Source organism: Mycolicibacterium diernhoferi, assembly GCF_019456655.1.
GTDB classification, from domain to species: Bacteria; Actinomycetota; Actinomycetes; order Mycobacteriales; family Mycobacteriaceae; genus Mycobacterium; species Mycobacterium diernhoferi.
The window spans coordinates 3,681,395-3,702,531 of record NZ_CP080332.1 but is presented as its reverse complement, the minus strand read 5'-3'; the positions used below and the strand labels follow the sequence as shown (position 1 = coordinate 3,702,531).

General features: G+C 68.9%; 17 protein-coding genes. 12 read left to right on the top strand and 5 right to left on the bottom strand.

Annotated features, from left to right (window positions below; genetic code table 11):
• Positions 1–72 precede the first annotated feature (72 nt).
• Genes K0O62_RS17585 through K0O62_RS17570 form a run of 4 tightly spaced genes read left to right on the top strand, consistent with a single transcriptional unit; the run spans position 73 to position 3,499 of the window.
• Positions 73–1,056 carry a Bug family tripartite tricarboxylate transporter substrate binding protein gene (locus K0O62_RS17585; protein ID WP_073854192.1) on the top strand — a complete coding sequence of 328 codons (984 nt, stop codon included), beginning with the start codon at positions 73–75 and terminating at the stop codon, positions 1,054–1,056.
• A complete protein-coding gene (locus tag K0O62_RS17580) occupies positions 1,053–1,568 on the top strand; it encodes a tripartite tricarboxylate transporter TctB family protein (protein ID WP_073854194.1) in 516 nt (171 codons plus the stop codon). The genes K0O62_RS17585 and K0O62_RS17580 overlap by 4 nt, the downstream gene beginning before the upstream one ends.
• Positions 1,569–3,110 carry a tripartite tricarboxylate transporter permease gene (locus K0O62_RS17575; RefSeq protein ID WP_073854196.1) on the top strand — a complete coding sequence of 514 codons (1,542 nt, stop codon included), beginning with the start codon at positions 1,569–1,571 and terminating at the stop codon, positions 3,108–3,110.
• The gene (locus K0O62_RS17570; protein WP_073854198.1) at positions 3,107–3,499 is read left to right on the top strand and encodes a universal stress protein; all 393 of its coding nucleotides are present in this window, start codon (positions 3,107–3,109) and stop codon (positions 3,497–3,499) included. The genes K0O62_RS17575 and K0O62_RS17570 overlap by 4 nt, the downstream gene beginning before the upstream one ends.
• Positions 3,500–3,502: 3 nt before the next feature.
• Here the strand turns inward: K0O62_RS17570 and K0O62_RS17565 are convergent, their stop codons facing one another.
• Positions 3,503–5,074, bottom strand: coding sequence for an HNH endonuclease signature motif containing protein (locus K0O62_RS17565; RefSeq protein WP_073854200.1), 1,572 nt, complete (start codon positions 5,072–5,074; stop codon positions 3,503–3,505).
• A 142-nt stretch (positions 5,075–5,216) separates the two neighbouring features.
• Here K0O62_RS17565 and K0O62_RS17560 point away from each other — a divergent pair, with 142 nt between their 5' ends.
• Positions 5,217–5,975 (top strand): SCO6745 family protein, encoded by a 759-nt coding sequence (locus tag K0O62_RS17560; protein WP_097934095.1) that lies wholly within the window; start codon positions 5,217–5,219, stop codon positions 5,973–5,975.
• Here K0O62_RS17560 and K0O62_RS17555 read toward each other — a convergent pair whose 3' ends face one another.
• Complete coding sequence (locus K0O62_RS17555; protein WP_073854204.1) at positions 5,976–6,857, bottom strand: LysR family transcriptional regulator; 882 nt, start codon at positions 6,855–6,857, stop codon at positions 5,976–5,978.
• A gap of 64 nt (positions 6,858–6,921) precedes the next feature.
• On the opposite strand from K0O62_RS17555, the gene mqo reads away from it, so the two are divergent.
• The 7 genes from mqo (at position 6,922) to K0O62_RS17520 (ending at position 17,554) form a co-directional block, all read left to right on the top strand.
• Positions 6,922–8,304, top strand: coding sequence for a malate dehydrogenase (quinone) (gene mqo, locus K0O62_RS17550; protein ID WP_073854206.1), 1,383 nt, complete (start codon positions 6,922–6,924; stop codon positions 8,302–8,304).
• 4 nt (positions 8,305–8,308) lie between these two features.
• Entirely contained in the window at positions 8,309–8,641 is a 333-nt protein-coding gene (locus K0O62_RS17545; RefSeq protein ID WP_073854208.1) for an NINE protein, read from the top strand.
• Entirely contained in the window at positions 8,631–9,032 is a 402-nt protein-coding gene (locus K0O62_RS17540) for a DUF2752 domain-containing protein (RefSeq protein ID WP_073854210.1), read from the top strand. The genes K0O62_RS17545 and K0O62_RS17540 overlap by 11 nt, the downstream gene beginning before the upstream one ends.
• Before the next feature lie 109 nt (positions 9,033–9,141).
• A complete protein-coding gene (gene gltB, locus K0O62_RS17535) occupies positions 9,142–13,710 on the top strand; it encodes a glutamate synthase large subunit (protein WP_073854212.1) in 4,569 nt (1,522 codons plus the stop codon).
• On the top strand, positions 13,703–15,217 hold the full coding sequence (locus K0O62_RS17530; RefSeq protein WP_073854214.1) for a glutamate synthase subunit beta: 1,515 nt from the start codon (positions 13,703–13,705) through the stop codon (positions 15,215–15,217). Before gltB ends, K0O62_RS17530 begins: the two co-directional genes overlap by 8 nt.
• A 27-nt stretch (positions 15,218–15,244) precedes the next feature.
• Positions 15,245–16,663: a pyruvate kinase gene (gene pyk, locus K0O62_RS17525; protein ID WP_073854216.1), complete on the top strand. Its 1,419-nt coding sequence runs from the start codon at positions 15,245–15,247 to the stop codon at positions 16,661–16,663.
• Positions 16,664–16,690: 27 nt separating this feature from the next.
• Positions 16,691–17,554 carry an acyl-CoA thioesterase II gene (locus tag K0O62_RS17520; RefSeq protein WP_073854218.1) on the top strand — a complete coding sequence of 288 codons (864 nt, stop codon included), beginning with the start codon at positions 16,691–16,693 and terminating at the stop codon, positions 17,552–17,554.
• Here the strand turns inward: K0O62_RS17520 and K0O62_RS17515 are convergent.
• The 3 genes from K0O62_RS17515 to cydD are packed head-to-tail and all read right to left on the bottom strand — an operon-like array spanning position 17,551 to position 21,137.
• Positions 17,551–18,000 (bottom strand): DUF4190 domain-containing protein, encoded by a 450-nt coding sequence (locus K0O62_RS17515; RefSeq protein WP_097934089.1) that lies wholly within the window; start codon positions 17,998–18,000, stop codon positions 17,551–17,553. The two genes, K0O62_RS17520 and K0O62_RS17515, sit on opposite strands and share 4 nt — an antisense overlap.
• 10 nt (positions 18,001–18,010) lie before the next feature.
• Positions 18,011–19,549 carry an ATP-binding cassette domain-containing protein gene (locus tag K0O62_RS17510; RefSeq protein WP_073854222.1) on the bottom strand — a complete coding sequence of 513 codons (1,539 nt, stop codon included), beginning with the start codon at positions 19,547–19,549 and terminating at the stop codon, positions 18,011–18,013.
• Positions 19,536–21,137, bottom strand: a complete 1,602-nt coding sequence (cydD, locus tag K0O62_RS17505) for a thiol reductant ABC exporter subunit CydD (protein ID WP_073854224.1) — start codon at positions 21,135–21,137, stop codon at positions 19,536–19,538. Before cydD ends, K0O62_RS17510 begins: the two co-directional genes overlap by 14 nt.

Sequence of the window (21,137 nt, the reverse complement as noted above, 5' to 3'; positions counted from 1 at the left end):
CCACATGAGTGACCTGGGTCACGGTCGGTGTTCAGTATTGCTGAGCATCACACACAAGTGATTGGGGACGACATGTTCGAACGGCGTCATGCGACACGGGGCCTGCTGATCGCCCTGATCGCTGCGCTCCTGCTTACCGGCTGCGGGGTGACCCGCGGAGAGGAGACCGGGCTGCACCGGCTGCGCATGATGGTGCCCAACAGCCCCGGTGGCGGCTACGACCTCACCGCGCGCACCGCGGTCAAGATCATGGAGGACGACGAGATCACCGGCCGCGTCGAGGTGTTCAACGTGATCGGCGCGGGTGGCACGGTCGCGATGGCCCGGTTGATGAACGAGCGCGGTAACGGCGACCTGATGATGATGATGGGGCTGGGGGTGGTGGGGGCCGTCTTCACCAACGGTTCGACGGCGCGCGCCTCGGACGCCACCGCCCTGGCCAAGATGGTCGAGGAGCAGGAAGGCATCCTGGTGCCCGCTGACTCGCCGTTCAGGACGGTGGGGGACTTCGTCGCGGCGTGGAAGGCCGATCCCACCAAGGTCACCGTCGGCGGGGGTTCCAACCCCGGTGGCCCGGACCACCTGTTCCCGATGGAGACCGCCAAGGCCGTCGGCGTGGATCCGACCAAGGTCAACTTCGTCTCCTACGACGGCGGCGGCGATCTGCTGACGGCCCTGCTGGGCAACAAGATCGCGGCCGGCACCTCGGGGCTCGGTGAGTACGTCGACCAGATCGAATCCGGTCAGGTGCGGGTGCTCGCGGTGTCCGGGGACGAACGGGTCGAAGGCGTCGACGCGCCCACCCTGCGCGAGGCCGGCATCGACCTGACGTTCACCAACTGGCGCGGAATCCTTGCCCCGCCCGGCATTTCGGATGAGGACCGGGCGGCCATGGTGAAGATCCTGGAAGAGCTGCACGCGACCGACGCATGGAAGGAGGCGCTGGTGAAGAACGGCTGGACCGATGCCTTCCTGACCGGGCCCGCATTCGAGGAGTTCCTGGCCGAGCAGGACCGGCGCGTCGAGACCACGCTGACGGATCTGGGGCTGGTGTGAGTACCGAACCGGAAGTGGCCGCGCGGGTACGGCCCGACTACGCGCAGTACGTCGTCTGTGTGGTGATGGTGGCCGTCGGTGCATTTCTGCTCTACGACGCGCTGACCATGCCGGGCGGTTACGCCGAGGTGGATCCCGTTGGGCCGCGCTTCTTCCCGATCGTCATCGGGGTGGGCCTGCTGGTGATGGCGGTCATCCTGGCCATCGCGATCCCGCGTGGCTCCACCGGCGAGGCGGACGCGGGGGAGGACGTCGACCCCGACATGCCCAGCGACTGGCGGACGGTGGGCCTGCTGATCGGTCTGTTCGTCATGCTGATCGTCTTGGTGAACCCGCTCGGCTGGGCGATCACCAGCGCACTGTTCTTCGCCGGCTGCGCCACCGTGCTGGGCAGCCGGCATTACCTGCGCAACATCGCGATCGGTGTGGTGCTGGCGCTGGTCAGCTTCTACGCGTTCTATTCCGGGCTCGGAATCCCGCTGCCCGCAGGCATCCTGGATGGGATTCTGTAGATGGAGAATTTCGACTGGCTGCTACAGGGGTTCGCCGAGGCGGCCACACCGATGAACCTGCTGTACGCCGCGATCGGCGTGCTGCTGGGGACCGCGGTCGGGGTGCTGCCCGGCATCGGTCCGGCGATGACGGTGGCACTGCTGCTGCCGATCACCTACAACGTCAGCCCCAGTGCGGCGTTCATCATGTTCGCCGGAATCTTCTACGGCGGTATGTACGGCGGGTCGACCACGTCGATCCTGCTGAACACACCCGGTGAATCGTCGTCGGTGATCACCGCGATCGAGGGCAACAAGATGGCCAAGGCCGGTCGCGCCGCGCAGGCACTGGCCACCGCCGCCATCGGCTCGTTCATCGCGGGGGCCATCGGCACCGTGCTGCTGGCCGCCTTCGCGCCGGCGGTCTCCCGATTCGCGGTCACCCTGGGCGCGCCGTCCTATCTGGCGATCATGCTGTTCGCGCTGGTCGCGGTGACTGCGGTGCTGGGATCCTCGAAGGTCCGCGGGCTGATCTCGCTGCTGCTGGGCCTGGCGATCGGCATCGTCGGCATCGACTCGCTGACCGGTCAACCGCGCGCCACCTTCGGGGTGCCACTGCTGGCCGACGGCATCGACATCGTGGTCATCGCGGTGGCGGTGTTCGCGGTCGGTGAGGCGCTGTGGGTGGCGGCGCATCTGCGCCGTCGTCCCGCCGATGTCATCCCGGTCGGGCGGCCGTGGATGGGGCGCAGTGATTGGAAGCGGTCCTGGAAGCCGTGGCTGCGCGGGACGGCGTACGGGTTCCCGTTCGGCGCCTTGCCCGCCGGTGGCGCGGAGTTGCCGACCTTCCTGAGCTACATCACCGAGAAGAAGCTGTCCAAGCATCCCGAGGAGTTCGGCAAGGGCGCCATCGAGGGTGTAGCCGGGCCGGAGGCGGCCAACAATGCCTCGGCCGCAGGGACTTTGGTGCCGATGTTGTCGCTCGGTCTGCCCACCAATGCCACCGCGGCGGTGATGCTGACGGCGTTTGTGTCCTACGGGATCCAGCCCGGCCCGACGCTGTTCGACAAGGAACCGCTGCTGATCTGGACGCTGATCGCGAGCCTGTTCATCGGCAACGCCATGCTGCTGGCGCTGAACCTGCCGCTCGCGCCGCTGTGGGCCAAACTACTGCGTACGCCGCGGCCCTACCTGTATGCGGGCATCTTGTTCTTCGCCGCGCTGGGGGCGTTCGCGGTGAACCTGCAGCCGCTGGATCTGTTGTTGCTGCTGATCTTCGGATTGATGGGGCTGATGATGCGCCGGTTCGGGCTTCCGGTGCTGCCGTTGATCATCGGGGTGATCCTGGGTCCGCGGATCGAGCGGCAGCTGCGGCAGAGTCTGCAACTCGGCGGCGGGGACTGGAGCAATCTGTTCACCGAACCGGTGGCGATCGTCACCTACGTGCTGATGGCGCTGCTGCTGCTGGCGCCGCTGGTGCTGCGGCTGATGCATCGCAGTGAGGAGACGCTGTTGATCGTCGAGGATGACCGGGACCAGAAGGAAAAGGCTGCGAACTCATGATTGTGATCGGGTACACCGCAGACCAATTCGGTTATGCCGCGCTCGAGCACGGCATCGCGGAGGCGAAACTGCGCGACACCGACCTGTTGGTGATCAACTCGACGTCGGGGGAGTCGTACGTGGACTCGCGCTTTGCCGGTGCCGGCGAGGTCCACGACCTGGAGGCCCTCCTGGAGGAGTGCGGTGTGTCGTTCGAGCTGGCGCAGCCGGTCGGTGTGGACGCGGCCGCGGAACTACTGGCGGCGATGGACCGCCCGGCCGCGCAGTTACTGGTCATCGGCATCCGGCACCGTAGCCCGGTGGGCAAGCTGTTGCTCGGTAGCGTCGCGCAGAAGCTGATCCTGGAATGCCCGAAACCCGTTCTGGCGGTGAAGCCTTCCGACGACTGACCGTCATCGGTCACCGTCGTCCTGCTCCTCCGGTGGGAGGAGTTCTTCGGGGTGGAAGTGGTGGTTGAGGGTGTCACCGCCGGTGTCCATCAGTGGGGGTGGGTGCCAGTGGGTGCGCCCGGTGTCGTGGTCGATGCTGGTGGTCCAGCCCATTTCGGCGAGCCGGTTGTCGGGGCCGCAGCCCAGGGCCAGGGTGGGGGCGTCGGTGAGTCCGCCGTTGTTCCAGCTGGGTTCGGCGTGATGGGCCTGGCACTGACACGCGGCTTTGGTGCAGCCGGGCCGGGTGCAGCCGCGGTCGCGGTTGTAGAGCAGTAGGCGTTGGGCCTTGCTGGCCAGGCGTTTGGTGCGCCCGAGGTAGAGCGGTTCGGCGGTGTGTTTTCGGTACACCACCAGGTAGTGGTACGCCTGTTCGGCGAGGCGGATCAGATCCGGCATGGGCATCAGGGTGCCGGTCCCGGTGACCGCGATCCCGGCGCCTGCCTCCAATTCCGCCAACGTCGTGGAGACCACGATGGTGACCGGGATGCCGTTGTGTTGGCCGAGGCTCTTGGCCATCAGGGCATCACGCAGGATCGCCTTGACGGCATCGTGCAAACGTTGGGCCCGGGTGCGGGTATCACCGGCGGCCAGGTCGGCCAGGGCACCGAAGTCGGCGGGGTGGTTGGGATCGGGATCTTCTGCTGTGTCAGCGTCGGCGAAGGGCTCTTCACCGGCCGGATCCGCGAGTCCCTCATCGGCCGCGTCGTCTTCACTGTCGGCGCCCGCGGGTTCTTCTTCGCCCTCCGGATCGCACGCCGGCCCGGGTTCGTCTTCGAGCGGGTTCGGGTCCGGATTGAGCTGGGGCTCAGCGTCATCGGGGTTGTTGACCCCGGGCCGGCCCCACACCTCTTGCGCGGTGCCCAGATACGCCGCCAACTCCGCATCGACCCAGCCGGTGATGCGCACCAGCCCGTCGGCATCCTGCGGGCCCAGGGTGATGCCCCGCTTATGCCGCGCGACATCGGGGCCATGGCCGTCCTGGTTGAGTTTGTAGAGCACCCGTTCGGCGGCCTTTTCCAGGGTTTCCGGGGTCGTGGTCTTGGCCGCGGCGACCAGCGACACCTCCAGGTCCGCCAACTCGGTACCAGTCATCCGGCCGCACGCGGTCTTCATTATCGCCCGGACCACCTTGATGTGCCCCGCACAGATCGCTCCGTCGGCCAACGCGGCGGCACAGGCCGCCAGCACCGGCTCCAATACCTCCCCGCCGATGGCGTGGCGCGGGCCAAGCACTTCGGCGCCCGACACCCGGCGGGCGGCCTCGGCACGGCTGATCCGCATCCGGGTGGCCAGCACATCGACCCAGGACTTCCCGCCGATCTCATGCGCGGTGGCCCGGTCCATCAGCGCGGCCTGGATCCGGTGCCCGATCATCTCGTCCGCGCGCGCCCGCAGTTCGCGTTCGGATTGGATGGCCAACAACTCCGCGGTGTCGAACACGGTGAAGTCGGCATCCAGCAAGGCTTTGGTGGACGCGGCGTGATCGGAGAGTGCATGCTGCACCGCCTCCCGACCCTGCACCACATCCCTGCTCATAGTTCGAACATACGTGCGACCACCGACAAACCCTGACAGGATGTGACAGCAGGGACGAAAGAGGCCAAAGAAATTTCTGAGGCCCGGCCGGCGGGCTAATGTTCGTCTCTGACACCGCTGAATTACTCAGGAGATGATTCGATTGAGCGCCGCCGATCTCATTGAAACCACTGCGACCGCGGGAGCTGCCATCGAGCAGGCCGTGGCCGTGTTCATGCTGCACCCGCAGACCTACGGGGAGAGTGTCGCCGCCGGCTATGAGAACCCGCTGGCCGGCTACGTGGCGGGCCGCGGTGGAGTCCTCGGTGACGCAACCGGTGCCACCGTCAGTGCGGCTTTCGCGGTGTTCGAACCCGCCGGCCTGTCGGCCATGTGGGAGGAGGGCATCGCGGTGCGCGGTGCTGCCGGTGCGGCTGAGGTGTACTGGAACCAGGCAGCAGAATTCGGCCGCAAGTATCTGGCCGACGCACAGGGCGTGGACCGCATCGCCGCGCTCGGCGAGAAGCTCATCGCGGTGGCACCCATCGCTGCGTCGCCGTTGTTCGCCGGCTGGCGCGCGATGCCACTGGCCGAGGATGCGCCGGCGCGGGCCCTGCAGGTGATGTTCGTGCTCCGCGAGCTGCGCGCCGGACTGCACTTCAATGCGCTCAGTCTGGCCGGTGTCAGCCCGATCGAAGCGCACATGCTCAACAAGGGCCCCAAGTACGCGGCGATGTTCGGCTGGCCCGAACCATACGCCGACGGCGCGGACAAGAAGGACCGCTACGAGGACGCCGAGCGGGCCACCAACCGCCGGATGGCCGAACTCGTCGACGAGGCGCTCGATGCCGCCGAAGCGCAGGAGCTGGCCCGGCTGACCGCCGCGGCACTGGAAACGGTGAAGGCCAACGTTCCCAGCTGATCAGTAACGCTCCCGCAGGAAGCTGGTCAACCGCCGCGCGGCCGGGGTCACCGCGGTCGGGCCCCAGGCCAGCGCGATCTGACGTTCATAACCGGACGGGGTCAACGCGACCTCGACGGTATCCGGTGCGCCGCGTTCGTCGTGGGGGAGCAGCGCGATGCCGAGGCCCCGGCCGATCAGTTCGTGCATGGTGGCGAACTCGGTGATCTCGACAGCTATGCGCGGGGTGAAACCCGCTTGTTCGCACCATGTTTCGGTGAGCTGGCGCAGGTTGTAGGTCACCGGGTTGGCGATGAACGGCTCATCGCGCAGCTCGGACAGTCGCAGCCGTCTGCGGGTGGCCAATCGGTGAGATGCGGGCAGTACCGCATGGATCGTCTGCGTCCCGATGACGCTGTGTCGCACCTGATCCGACGCCGGGATCATCACCGCGACATCGAGCTCACCGGCCTTCAGGTCGGCCGCCAGCTGGGATCCGTGTGCCTGCGTGATCTGTAACCGGACGCCCGGCGCCCGGCGATGGAACTCCGCGACGAGCGTCGGCAGCCGGCCCGAGCCCATGGTCAGGGGGAATCCGAGGCGGACGGTGCCGTGCTCGGCATCCGCCTCTCCGGCGATCGACTCGATGGTGGCTTCCAGTGCGTGCAGCGGATCGCGGGCCCGTTCGGCGAGCCGGACCGCGGCGGGTGTCAGTCGCACGGTGCGGCCGTCCTGGATCAGCAGACCGATTCCGAGCGTCTTCTCCAGCGCGTGGATGCGCCTGCTCATCGACGATTGCGGGATGCCGAGGCGCTCGGCGGCGCGGGTCATGTGCCCGTCCTGCGCGGCCAGCTCGTCGAGGGCGCGCAACTGGGGCGCCAGCAGGCTCAACCATTGATCCATATATGGATGATATTGCCCCGAAGATTCATTGGACGCATCGATTGTGGGAGGTCATCGTGGAGTCATGAATGAGCAATCGACAGCCGACGTCGTACTGATCGGCGGGGGCATCATGTCGGCAACGCTGGGCGCCATGTTGACGGCGCTGGAACCGGGATGGCGGATCGTCATGGTGGAACGCGCCGACGAGGTGGCCACCGAGAGTAGTCAGGCCTGGAACAACGCCGGCACCGGGCATTCCGGGTACTGCGAGCTCAACTACATGCCCGACCCGGCCGACGGGTCCGCCGCGGCCGGCATCGCCGAACAGTTCCAGGTGTCGCGGCGTTGGTGGGAGCACCTGGCGGCGCGGGGCCAGCTAGATCCCGACACCTTCCTGCACGCCGCCCCGCACATGGACGTCGTCTTCGGCGAGCGCGATATCGCCTATCTGCGTGAGCGTTTCCAGACCCTACGGACAGACCCGCGATTCGATGGTCTGCAGTACTCCGAGGACCCGGCCACCATCGCGCGGTGGGCGCCGCTGGTGATGGAGGGCCGCGATCCGGGTGAGCGGGTCGCCGCCACCCGGCACCCGGCCGGCACCGACGTCGACTTCGGTGCCCTGACGAGCGCGCTGGTGCGCATTCTCACCGACAGCGGCGGCGGATTGCTGCTCGGCCACGAGGTGCGTGGCCTGGTTCGGGACGCCGATGGGAACTGGCAGATCTCCGGCCGGAACCGGGCGGGACATTTCGAACTGCACGCCCGCATGGTGTTCGTCGGGGCAGGCGGAAACGCACTGCGACTGCTGCAGCGCGCCAAGATCCCCGAGGTCCGCGGCTACGGCGTGCTGCCGGTGGGTGCGGCGTTCCTGCGGTGCTCGGACCCGCAGGTGGTGGCACGGCACGACACCAAGGTCTACGGCCAGGCGCCGATCGGAGCGCCTCCGATGTCGGTGCCGCACTTGGACAAACGCATCGTCGACGGCACCGGCCACCTGATGTTCGGCCCGTACGCCACCTTCAGTACCAAACTGCTCAAACACGGCCGGCTCACCGACTTCTTCGCCACCGTGCGCTGGCACAACGTCGCGGTGCTGGCGACCGCGGCATGGAGGAATCTCGCCCTGGTGCGCTATCTGATCGGCCAGCTGCTGGCCACCCGCACGCGTAAGCACGCGGCGCTGGCCCGGTACTACCCGAACGCCGACCCGGCCCAGTGGGAACTGATCAGCGGGGGTCAGCGCGCCCAGCTGGTCACCCCCGATGCCGACCACCGCGGGGTGCTGCGGTCGGGGACCGAGCTCGTCGTCTCGGCAGACCGCAGCATCGCCGGCCTGCTGGGCGCCTCCCCGGGCGCGTCGACGGCGGTGCCGATCATGGTCGACCTGCTGCAGCGCTGTTTTCCGCAGCAATGGGAGTCGGCCTGGAGTCAGCGCGTGCCCACCGACCTTCTGGCATCCTGAATTCATGACCGATCCCGGTTACCCACCGCCACCGCCGCCGTATCCGGGGCCGCTCTACGACCCCGCAGCCCCGTACGGGCGGCACCCGGTCACCGGCGAACCGTTCTCGGACAAGTCCAAGGTGATCGCGGGCCTGCTCCAGCTGCTAGGACTGTTCGGACTGGTCGGCGTGGGCCGGATCTACCTCGGCTATACCGGCCTGGGCATCGCCCAGCTGCTGGTCGGGCTGCTCACCTGCGGTATCGGCGCGATCATCTGGGGCATCGTGGACGCCGTTCTCATCCTCACCGACCGGGTGCGCGACCCGCACGGCCGTCCGCTGCGCGATGGCACCTGAGGTCGTCAAGGGCCGCGCCGCGCTGATCGGCGGCGGAGTGGCCCTGGCGGGTGCGGTGGCCTACATCGGACTGGCCGACCCGCACAAGCCCGGCTTCCTCTTCCCGGCCTGCCCGTTCAAGGCACTGACCGGGCTGGACTGCCCGGCGTGCGGTGGCCTGCGGATGACCCATGATCTGCTGCACGGCGATCTGGCGGCCGCCGCGGTGGACAATCTGTTCCTGGTGGTCGGTCTCCCGCTGCTCGCGGTGTGGCTGCTGGTGCGGTGGCGGCGTGGACGTCCGCTGATGCCGGTGGCTGCGACGGTCACCGTGGTCACCGCTGCGGTGGCCTGGACGGTGGTGCGCAACTGGCCGGGTTTCCCGCTGGTGCCCACCCTCCTGCCTGGATAGTGGCACGATCGCGCTGCTGTATACCCGCGCGGACGCGCTGATATACTGGGTTTTCGGGCCGGTGCAGTCCCTCCACACATCAGTACGGAGACTGCGGAGGTAGATTCGCTTGCTGTTCTCGGCCCTTCCCAAAGCCCAAGGACTCTACGACCCGGACAACGAGTCGGATTCATGCGGTGTCGCCATGATCACCGATATCCTGGGCCGCCGGTCCCACAGCATCGTGGTGGACGGTCTCACCGCGCTGGAACACCTGGAACACCGCGGCGCGGCCGGTGCCGAGCCCAACAGCGGTGACGGTGCCGGGATCCTCTTGCAGCTGCCGGTCGAGCTGTTCGCCGGTGTCGTCGACTTCGACCTGCCCGCGCCCACCGCCGACGGGATGAACACCTACGCGGCCGGGATCTGCTTCCTGCCGCAGGACGAGGACAGCCGGGCCGACGCCCGCGCGCGCATCGAGAGCATCGCCGCCGAGGAGAACCTGGAAATCCTTGGCTGGCGCGCCCTTCCGATCGACCCGGACGGTGCCGGCGTGGGCGCCACGGCCCTGAGCTGCATGCCGTACTTCGCCCAGCTGTTCGTCGCTGCACCCGAACGCTGTGGCGGTATCGACCTCGACCGGCGGGTCTACCCGCTGCGTAAACGGGCCGAGGCGACCGACGACTCCGAAGACGAGGCCCTCGGCGTCTACTTCCCGACGCTGTCCAGCCGGACCATCGCCTACAAGGGCATGCTCACCACGATGCAGCTGCCGCAGTTCTTTCCGGATCTGCGTGATGACCGCTGCCTGAGCGCCATCGCGATCGTGCACAGCCGGTTCTCCACGAATACCTTCCCGTCCTGGCCGCTGGCCCACCCGTTCCGTTTCGTCGCGCACAACGGTGAGATCAACACCGTGCGCGGCAACCGCAACCGGATGCACGCGCGGGAGGCCAAACTTTCCAGCGAACTCATTCCCGGTGACCTGAGCCGGCTTTCGCCGATCTGCCCGCGCGACGGTTCGGACTCGGCGTCCTTCGACCAGGTGCTCGAGCTGTTGCACCTGGGTGGGCGCAGCCTGCCCCACGCGGTGCTGATGATGATCCCGGAGGCCTGGGAGAACAACACCACGATGGGTCCCGCCCGCCGGGCGTTCTGGCAGTATCACGCCTCGCTGATGGAGCCGTGGGACGGCCCGGCGTGCGTCACGTTCACCGATGGCACCGTGGTGGGTGCGGTCCTGGACCGCAACGGATTACGCCCCGGTCGCTGGTGGCGAACCATCGACAACCGCATCATCCTGGCCAGTGAGAGCGGCGTGCTGGACGTGCCCAGCGCCGAGGTGGTGGCCAAGGGACGCCTGGAGCCCGGCAAGATGTTCCTCGTCGATACGGCTGCGCACCGCGTCATCCCGGACGATGAGATCAAGGACCAACTCGCCGGTGCGCACGCCTACGGCGAATGGCTGCATTCCGGCCTGCTCGACCTCAAGACGATGCCGGATCGCGGTCGCGTGCAACCCAATCACGAGTCCGTGGTGCGCAGGCAGGTGGCGTTCGGGTACACCGAGGAGGAGCTGCGGGTCCTGTTGACCCCGATGGCGGCCTCGGGGGCAGAACCGCTGGGCTCGATGGGCACCGACACCCCGATCGCGGTGCTGTCCAAGCGATCCCGGCTGCTCTACGACTACTTCGTCGAGCTGTTCGCCCAGGTCACCAATCCGCCACTGGATGCCATCCGGGAAGCCGTGGTCACTTCGATGGCCCGGGTGATGGGGCCGGAGGAGAACCTGTTGGAACCGACGGCTGCCTCGTGTCGCCAGATCCGGCTCGGCTGGCCGGTGCTCGACAACGATGATCTCAACAAGCTCGTGCACATCAACGACGACGGTGAACAGCCCGGACTGCGCACCGCGGTGCTGCGCGCGCTCTACGACGTCGAGCGCGGTGGCGACGGCCTGGCCGAGGCACTGGAGGAACTGTGTATCCGGGCCGGCGACGCCATCGCGAAGGGCGCTCGCACGCTGGTTCTTTCGGACCGGGATTCGGACCACACCCGCGCCCCGATCCCGTCGCTGCTGGCCGTCTCGGCGGTGCACCACCATCTGGTCGACACCAAACAACGCACCAGTGTCGGACTGGTGGTGGAATCCGGCGACGCCCGCGAGGTGCACCACATCGCGATGCTGATCGGTTTCGGTGCGGCCGCGGTCAATCCGTACCTGGCCTTCGAATCGATCGAGGACCTGATCCGTGAGGGCGAACTCACCGGCATCGAACCGTCCACCGCTGTGCGTAACTACCTCAAGGCGCTCGGCAAGGGCGTGATGAAGGTGATGAGCAAGATGGGCATCTCGACGGTGTCCTCCTACACGGGCGCGCAGGCCTTCGAGGCGATCGGGCTGGACCGCAGCGTGATCGACCAGTACTTCACCGGCACCCCCATGCAGCTCGGTGGGGTGGGGCTCGACGTGCTGGCCGAAGAGGTCAGGTTCCGGCACCGCCGCGCCTACCCGGAGAACCCCACCGAGCGAGCGCACCGGCGGCTGTCGGTCGGCGGCGAGTACCAGTTCCGCCGCGACGGCGAATTGCACCTGTTCACACCGGAAGTCGTGTTCCTTCTGCAGCATGCGACGCGGACCGGGCGCAGCGAGGTGTTCGCGCAGTACTCCGAGGAGGTGAACCGGCTGTCCAGGGAGGGCGGAGCCCTGCGTGGCCTGTTCGAGTTCAAGAACGGGGTGCGCCCCCCGGTGCCGCTGGAGGAGGTGGAGTCGGCGGACGCCATCGTCACCCGGTTCAACACCGGCGCGATGAGCTACGGCTCCATCTCGGCCGAAGCGCACGAGACCATGGCCATCGCGATGAACCGCCTCGGTGCCCGGTCCAACTCCGGTGAGGGCGGCGAGGAGACCGACCGGTTGTACGACCCGAAGCGGCGCAGCGCGGTCAAGCAGGTCGCCTCCGGGCGGTTCGGCGTCACCAGCGACTATCTGGTGAACGCCACCGACATCCAGATCAAGATGGCACAGGGCGCCAAACCCGGTGAAGGAGGCCAGCTTCCGGGGTACAAGGTGTACCCGAACATCGCCAAGGCGCGGCACTCCACGCCCGGCGTCGGTCTGGTCTCGCCCCCGCCGCACCACGACATCTACTCGATCGAGGATCTGGCCCAGCTGATCCACGATCTGAAGAACGCCAACGACAAGGCCCGCATCCACGTCAAGCTGGTGAGCTCGGTGGGGGTCGGCACGGTCGCGGCCGGCGTCTCCAAGGCGCACGCCGACGTCGTGCTGATCTCCGGGTCGGACGGCGGCACCGGCGCGGCGCCGCTGACCAGCCTCAAACACGCCGGGGCGCCGTGGGAGATCGGCCTGGCCGACACCCAGCAGACCCTGGTCCTCAACGGACTCCGGGATCGGATCACCGTGCAGTGCGACGGCGGTCTGCGCACCGCGCGCGATGTCATGGTGGCCGCGCTGCTCGGGGCCGAGGAGTACGGTTTCGCGACCGCACCGCTGGTGGTCGCGGGCTGCATCATGATGCGGGTGTGTCACCTGGACACCTGCCCGGTCGGGGTGGCCACCCAGAACCCCGAACTGCGGGCACGCTTCAACGGCAAGCCGGAGTTCGTGCAGAACTTCTTCCAGTTCATCGCCGAGGACATCCGCAAGATGCTCGCGGAGTTGGGTTTCCGCAGCCTCGACGAGGCGATCGGGCACGCCGAGCTGCTGGACACCGCGGTCGGCGTCGCGCACTGGAAGAGTCAGGGCCTCGATCTCAGTCCCATCTTCGCGGTGCCCACCGACGAGCACGGCGCCGAGCCGGCCCAGCGTCGCCGGGTGCGCGATCAGGACCACGGGCTGGCCGAGGCGCTGGACCAGACCCTGGTGGCGCTGGCCGAGGGTGCACTCGAGGACGCCCACCCGGTGCGCCTCGAGCTGCCGGTGCGCAACGTCAACCGCACGGTGGGCACGCTGCTGGGCTCGGAGGTCACCCGCCGCTACGGGTCCGCCGGGCTGCCGGATGACACGATCCACGTCACGCTGACCGGATCGGCCGGGCAGTCGCTCGGCGCCTTCCTGCCCCGCGGTGTCACCCTGGACCTGGTCGGCGATGCCAACGACTATGTCGGCAAGGGCCTTTCGGGTGGACGGGTGATCGTGCGCCCGCCCGACGACGTGTTGTTCCTGCCCGAGGACAACGTCATCGCCGGCAACACCCTGCTCTTCGGCGCCACCGCCGGGGAGGTCTTCCTGCGCGGCCGGGTCGGAGAACGCTTCTGCGCCCGGAACTCCGGCGCGCTGGCCGTCGTCGAGGGTGTCGGCGATCACGCCTGCGAGTACATGACCGGCGGCCGGGTGGTCGTACTCGGTGGCACCGGACGCAATATGGCGGCCGGGATGTCCGGCGGTATCGCCTTCGTGCTCGGACTGGATCCGGCGCAGGTGAACACCGAGATGGTGGAGCTGCAACGGCTGGAGGCCGAGGACCTCAGCTGGCTGCACGATGTGGTGGCGCGGCACGCGCAGGTCACCGGCAGCACCGTGGCGAGCTCGCTGCTGGCCGACTGGCCGCGGCGCAGTGCACAGTTCACCAAGATCATGCCCACCGACTACGAGCGGGTGATGCGCGCCACCCGGATGGCGAAAGCCGAAGGGCGCGATGTCGATACCGCGATCATGGAGGCCAGCCGTGGCTGATCCGAACGGATTCTTGAGGGTTCCCAAGGTGGAGGCCGCCAAGCGGCCGGTGGACGAACGCATCGGGGACTGGCGTGAGGTCTACGAGAGCCGGGACCCCCGCGCCCGGGCCGGTGAGGTGTCCCAGCAGGCCCGGCGCTGCATGGACTGCGGGATCCCGTTCTGCCACTCGGGTTCGGCGGGCTGCCCGTTGGGCAACCTGATCCCGGAATGGAACGACCTGGTGCGGCGCGGGCGGTGGGATGCGGCCATCGACCGGCTGCACGCGACCAACAACTTCCCGGAGTTCACCGGACGGTTGTGCCCGGCACCGTGTGAGGCGGCCTGCGTGTTGTCCATCGCCGAGGAGACCACCGGCGGCAGCGTCACGATCAAGCGCATCGAGCAGACCATCGTCGACTACGCCTGGGCGACCGGGTCGGTGGGGCCTCAGCCGGCCGCCATCGCGTCGGGCCGCAGTGTCGCGGTGGTGGGTTCGGGTCCGGCCGGGCTGGCGGCGGCCCAGCAGCTGACCCGGGCCGGGCATCACGTCACGGTGTACGAGCGGGACAACCGCATCGGCGGGCTGATGCGGTACGGCATCCCGGAATACAAGCTGGAGAAGGCGACGCTGGACCAGCGGTTGGCGCAGATGCGGGCCGAGGGAACGCGGTTCGTCATCGAATGTGAGGTCGGGGTGGACCTGTCCATCGAGGCGCTGCGTGCCCAGCACGACGCGATCGTGCTGGCCGTCGGCGCGCTGCGCGGCCGGGACAACGACGTCGAGGGCCGCCACCTCGACGGTGTCCATCTGGCGATGGAGCACCTGGTGCCGGCCAACAAGGAGTGCGAGGGCGATGGTCCCGCCGAATTGACCGCTGCCGGAAAGCATGTGGTGATCATCGGTGGCGGCGACACCGGCGCGGACTGCCTGGGTACCGCGCACCGCCAAGGCGCACTCTCGGTGACCCAACTCGACTACAACCCGGAACCGCCGGAGACCCGGGATGACTCGGTGTCCCCGTGGCCCACCTGGCCGCTGTTGCTGCGTACCTCGCCGGCGCACGCCGAGGGCGGGGCGCGGCGGTTCGAGGTGGCCGTCCAGCGGTTCATCGGTGACGGGCCGGACGGCACCACCGGAAACCTGCGGGCCATGCAGATCGCCGAGGTCAAGGTCGAACGGGACGAGAACGGCCGGCGCCACATCCAGCCCGTCGGCGAGCCGATCGAGATCCCCTGCGATCTCGCATTGCTCGCGATCGGCTTCGAGGGTGTCGAGCACATGCCGCTGCTGGACGGGCTCGGACTGAAGCTGAACGGCCGCGGCACGCTGTCCTGCGGATCGGACTGGCAGACCGAGGAGCCCGGCGTCTTCGTCTGCGGGGACGCGCACCGCGGTGCTTCGCTGATCGTGTGGGCCATCGCCGAGGGCCGCAGTGCCGCGCACGCGGTGGACGCCTACCTGATGGGGGAGTCGGAGTTGCCGGCCCCGGTCCGGCCCGGCGCGCTACCTCTGGCCGTCATCTGAATCGATTAACGACTATGCTCATGAGACGTGAATAGACGCGGAAAGATCGTCTGTACGCTCGGCCCGGCAACCTCCACCGATGAATCGGTGCGGGCCCTGGTCGAGGCCGGAATGGATGTTGCACGACTGAACTTCAGCCACGGCGAGTACGCGGACCATGAGCAGTCCTACCGGCGGGTCCGGGCGGCGTCCAACGCCACCGGCCGTGCCGTCGGCGTACTGGCCGACCTCCAGGGACCCAAGATCCGGCTGGGCCGTTTCGCGGACGGGCCGACCGTCTGGCGCAATGGCGAGACGATCCGCATCACCGTCGAGGACTGCGCCGGCAGCCACGACCGTGTCGGCACCACCTACAAGCGGCTGGCCAAGGACGCCAAGCCCGGGGACCGGGTGCTGGTCGACGACGGCAACGTCGGGCTCGTCGTCGAGCACATCGACGGTGACGACGTCGTCTGCACCGTCACCGAGGGCGGCAAGGTCAGCAACAACAAGGGCATGTCGCTGCCCGGGATGAACGTCTCGGCGCCCGCGTTGTCGGAGAAGGACATCGATGACCTGGAGTTCGCGCTGAAACTCGGCGTGGACCTGGTGGCACTGTCCTTCGTCCGCTCGCCCGCCGACGTGGAACTCGTCCACGAGGTGATGGACCGGGTGGGTCGCCGGGTGCCGGTGATCGCCAAGTTGGAGAAGCCCGAGGCCATCGAGAACCTCGAAGCCATCGTGCTGGCGTTCGACGCCATCATGGTGGCCCGCGGCGATCTGGGCGTCGAGCTCCCGCTCGAAGAGGTGCCGCTGGTGCAGAAGCGCGCCATCCAGATGGCCCGCGAGAACGCCAAGCCGGTGATCGTCGCCACCCAGATGCTCGAGTCGATGATCGAGAACTCCCGCCCCACCCGCGCCGAGGCCTCCGACGTGGCCAACGCGGTGCTCGACGGCGCCGATGCGGTGATGCTGTCCGGTGAGACCTCGGTGGGCAAGTTCGCGCTGGAGGCGGTGCGCACCATGGCGCGCATCGTGAGCGCCGTCGAGGCCGTGTCCACGGAGGCGCCGCCGCTGACCCACGTGCCACGCACCAAGCGCGGCGTCATCTCCTACGCCGCCCGCGACATCGGCGAGCGGCTGGAGGCCAAGGCTCTGGTGGCGTTCACCCAGTCCGGCGACACCGTGCGCCGGCTGGCCCGGCTGCACACCCCGCTGCCGCTGCTGGCGTTCACCGCGCTGCCCGAGGTCCGCAGCCAGTTGTCGCTCACCTGGGGCACCGAGACGTTCATCGTCGGCAAGATGGAGACCACCGACGGCATGATCCGCCAGGTGGACAAGTCGCTGCTGGAACTGGGCCGCTACAAGCGCGGGGACCTGGTGGTCATCGTCGCGGGTGCGCCTCCCGGCACAGTAGGCTCGACCAACCTGATCCACGTGCACCGGATCGGGGAGGACGACCACTAGCCCTGCGGGGCGGACCAGGAGAGAACCGTGTCGGCGGAGCATCTCAAGGAACTGCTGACGGTTCTGGATCTCACCCGGGTCGGCGAGGATGCGTTCACCGGAACGCACCCGAGCCGCAACCCGGTGCGCACCTTCGGCGGCCAGATGATGGCGCAGGCCTTCGTCGCGGCGAGCCGCACGGTGAGCGAGAAGCTGCCGCCGAGCACCCTGTCGATGCATTTCATCGCCGGCGGCGATCCGGCCAAGGACCTGGAGTTCGAGGTGGTCCGCCTGCGCGACGAGCGCCGGTTCGCCAACCGCCGGGTGGACGTCACCCAGGACGGTGTGCTGCTGGGCACGGCACTGGTCTCCCACCTGGCCGGCGGCCGCGGGTTGGAGCACAATCTCACCGCGCCGCAGGTGCCTGCCCCGGAGTCGCTGCCCACCATCGACGACCTGCTGGTGGGCTACGAGGAGACGGTGCCGCACTTCGTCAGTGCGCTGCGCCCGATCCAGTGGCGCTACACCAACGACCCGGCCTGGGTGATGCGGGACAAGGGCGGCCGGCTCGACCACAACCGGGTGTGGCTGACCGCCGACGGCCCGATGCCCGAGGATCCGGTGCTGCACGCCGCGGCGCTGGTGTACTCCTCGGACACCACGGTGCTCGACTCGATCATCACCACACACGGGTTGTCGTGGGGGTTCGACCGGATCTTCGCGGTCACCATGAACCATTCGGTGTGGTTCCACCGGCCGGTCCGGTTCGACGAGTGGGTGCTCTACTCGACGTCTTCGCCGGTGGCCGCCGACTCCCGCGGATTGGGTTCCGGCCACTTCTTCAACCAGGCCGGGCAGGCGGTGGCCACCGTTATGCAGGAAGGCATCGTCAAGTACTTCCCGGGCCGTTAAGGCCGGGACAGGCCGTCGGGGAGGCTGTAGTCCTGCTGGATGCGCTCGCGAAAGGTGTTCTCGCACTGCACCTGCGCCGGCCGATCCGTGCCGGCGCGCTGCATGCAATCGATGTAGTCGCCCATCCCGGCCTCGGACAGGAAACCGATCCAGATCGGGACGAAGGCGGCTCCGACGACGATGGCGAGTGCGCCCAGCCCGATCCCGGCATTGGCGATCGGACCGTTGTCGGCCTCACCGCGCTGGGCCCGGCCGCGCCCGGCGGCACCGAGCACCACCGCGAGTGCGCCGCCGGCGATGCCGCCGATGACGCTCCAGGAGAACACCAGCGCCAGCATGGCCAGCACCAGTGCGGCACTGCCCAGCCCGTTACGCGGCCCCGTCGGCGGCACCGGGTAGCCGGCGTAGGGCGGCTGCGGTGCCGGGTACGGGCCAGGGGAACTCATGGCGGTGAGATTACCCGCGCACTCGGGGGCCGGTCCGGCTGCCGGGGCTGTCATCGAGGCGGATCGCGGTGCAGTCCAGGCCGGCCGGCAGATGGTGGGTGGCGACGACGACGGTCCGGTCGGCGGCGAACAACCCGCCCGGGGTCAGCAGCGCGGTGAGCAGACGGTCACTGTCGGCGGCGTCGAGGTGTTCGGTCGGCTCGTCCAGCAGCACCACCGGGAAATCGGAGACGAGTGCGCGGGCCAGCAGCAGCCGCCGGCGCTGACCGGCCGAGACCGCCGCCGCCCCGCCGCGCAGTATGGTCGACAGCCCGTCGGGCAGTCCGGCCAGCCAGTCACCCAACCCCACACGGTCGAGCGCCGCGGTCAACTCCGTATCGGTCGCATCCCCACGGCCCACCAGCAGGTTGTCCCGCACGGTGGTGTCGAACAGGTGCGCATCCTCGGCGAAGAACGCTGCGGTGACCGGTTTTCCGGGGTCGTGGGGGTACTCCGTGGACAGGTCCATCAGCAGGGTGGTCTTCCCGCAGCCGCTGGGGCCCAGGACGGCGAGCCGCTCGCCGGGATTCAGCCGCACCGGCGCGCTCGCCGGCCGGGACCGCGCCGGCGGCGTCTCGGTGAGGTCGGTGAGTCTGCGGGCGGCGATGCGGGAGCGGACCAGCTGGGCGGCCGCTCCGGGCAGTGCGGCGGTGGCTTCGAACGCCGACAACGGCACCAGCATCAGGATGGCCAGGGACGTCGGGCTGGTGTGGCCGGAGATCATGATCCCGACGAGCACGGCCCCGAGCACCGAAACACCCACTGCGGCTGTGGCGACCGCGCCGGCGGATGCGGCCGGCGCGGCGGCGCGGTCCTGTGCGCGGCCCAGATCGCGGTGTTCGGTCTCGGATTCGGCGATGACCTGCCCGAGCCGGCCGGCCACCCGCAGCTCGGCGGCGTGCTCCAGGGCGAGCAGGGTGGCGGTGTCACGGGCGCTGTGGTGAAGGGCTGCCAGCATTTCGGTGGCGGCGGCGGCCCGGCCCGACAACCACGGAGCGGCCACACCGGCGACCAACAGGCACAGCGCCAGAATCACCGCGGCCGGCGGTGAGATCAGCGCGATGATGGCGACGGCGGCCCCGGACAGCACCGTGGCCACGCAGATCGGCACGACCGCACGCACCAGCACATCGGCCAGATCGTCCACCGAGGCGCCGACCCGGGCGACCAGGTCTCCGCTGTGCAGACGCAGCGCGGTCTCCGGCGACACCTCGGTCAGACGTCGGTACAGGCCCACCCGGGCATGACCGGCGGCGCGTAACGCGGTGTCGTGCACGGCAAGACGTTCGCAGTAACTGAACACCCCGCGGGAGATGCCGAGCGCGCGGACGGCCACGACCGCCACCGTCAGATCGAGTACCGGCGGCATCTGCCAGGCCCGGGTGATCAGCCAGGCCGCCACGGTGGCCAGGGCCAGTGCGCTGCCGAGCGCCAACACCCCGAACAGCACCGCGAGCAGCAGTCGGGGCACCCGGGGCTGTAGCAGCCTCCACACCTCACCCAACGGCATGTGCTGCCCCCAGCGTCACCACGGTGTCGCCGATCCCGAGCACCGGCGCGCGGTGGCCGATGACCAGCACGGTGGCCCCGGCCCGGGCTCGCGCCGAGATCGCCTCCAGCGCATGGCCTTCCGCCGCCTCGTCCAGATGCGCCGTCGGCTCGTCGAGCAACAGCACCGGCGCCCCGGAGCCCAGCGCCCGGGCCAGGCCGAGGCGCTGGCGCTGGCCGAGCGACAGGCCGGTGCCACCCCGGCCGATGACCTCGTCCAGGCCGCCCGCAAGGGTGCCGAGCACCGCATCGAATCCCGAAGCGCGACAAGCGCCGTCGATATCCTCCAGCGGGCCGAACAGTTCCAGGTTGCTGCGCACCGTGCCGGGCAGCAACACCGGGCGCTGCGGTAACCATGCGATGCGACGCCACCACTGCGACAGGTCGATCTCGCCGAGATCGCGCCCGTCGATGAGGATCCGGCCCGAACTGGGTGGGGTCAGTCCCAGGATCGCCGCCACCGCGGTGCTCTTGCCTGCACCGTTGGGACCGGTGAGCACACTCACCTGACCCGGGACGATGTCGGCGGTCAGCGCATCGGGGGCGTTGCCGTCCCGGCCGGCGACCGACAGGTCCTCCAGCCGGATCGCGATGCCCCGCTCGGCGGGGTGGGCGGTCCCGCGGGTGGTCGCAGGTTCGGACTCCAACAGGTGCAGCGCCGCATCGGCGGCGGCCTTGCCGTCCTGGGCAGCATGAAACTGCACGCCCACCCGGCGCAGCGGCCAGAACACCTCCGGCGCCAGCAGCAGCGCGGTCAATCCCGCGACCAGACTCATCTCACCGAAGACCAGGCGCAGTCCGACACTGACCGCGACCAGTGCCACGCCCAGGGTGGCGATCAACTCCAGCACAGCGGCGGACAGGAAGGCGATACGCAGTGTCTGCATCGCAGAACGGCGGTGCGCGGCACTCAGTTCGGCGATGCGATGCGCGGGCCCGGCCGCCCGGCCCAAAGCCCGCAGCGTCGGTATGCCCGCCACCAGATCGAGCAGCCGGGACTGCAGTGTGGTCATGGCGGCCAGGGCGGCGGCCGAGCGGTCCGCGGTCAGCTTGCCGATGAGCACCATGAACAGCGGGATGAGCGGCAGCGCGATGGCCACCACCGCCGCGGACTGCAGATCGGTCGCGGCGATCACGACCACGGTTGCCGGGGTGAGGATCGCGGCCAGGATCACCGCGGGCAGGTAGCCGGTGAAGTACGGGCGTAACCCGTCCAGACCGCGGGTGAGGACGACGGCGGCCTCATCGCGTACACCGGGCAACCGGTGCGGCGGCAGCGCGGTCACCGCGCGTAGCACCTGCGCCGACAGATCACCGATCAGTCTGGTGGCCGCCTGCTGGCTCAGACCGGCCTGCACCCGTTGGGCGAGTGCCCGGGCCATCCACAGCGCGGCCAGCACCACCAGTTCGGTGCTCCAGTGGCCGAGGGTGCGGGTGTCCGGATCGGTGATGACCCCGGCGACCACGCGCGCCAGCACGACGGCACCGGCCACCGTCGCCGCGCTGATCACCGCCCCGCACAGCACGGCCATGCCGAGATAGCGGCGCAT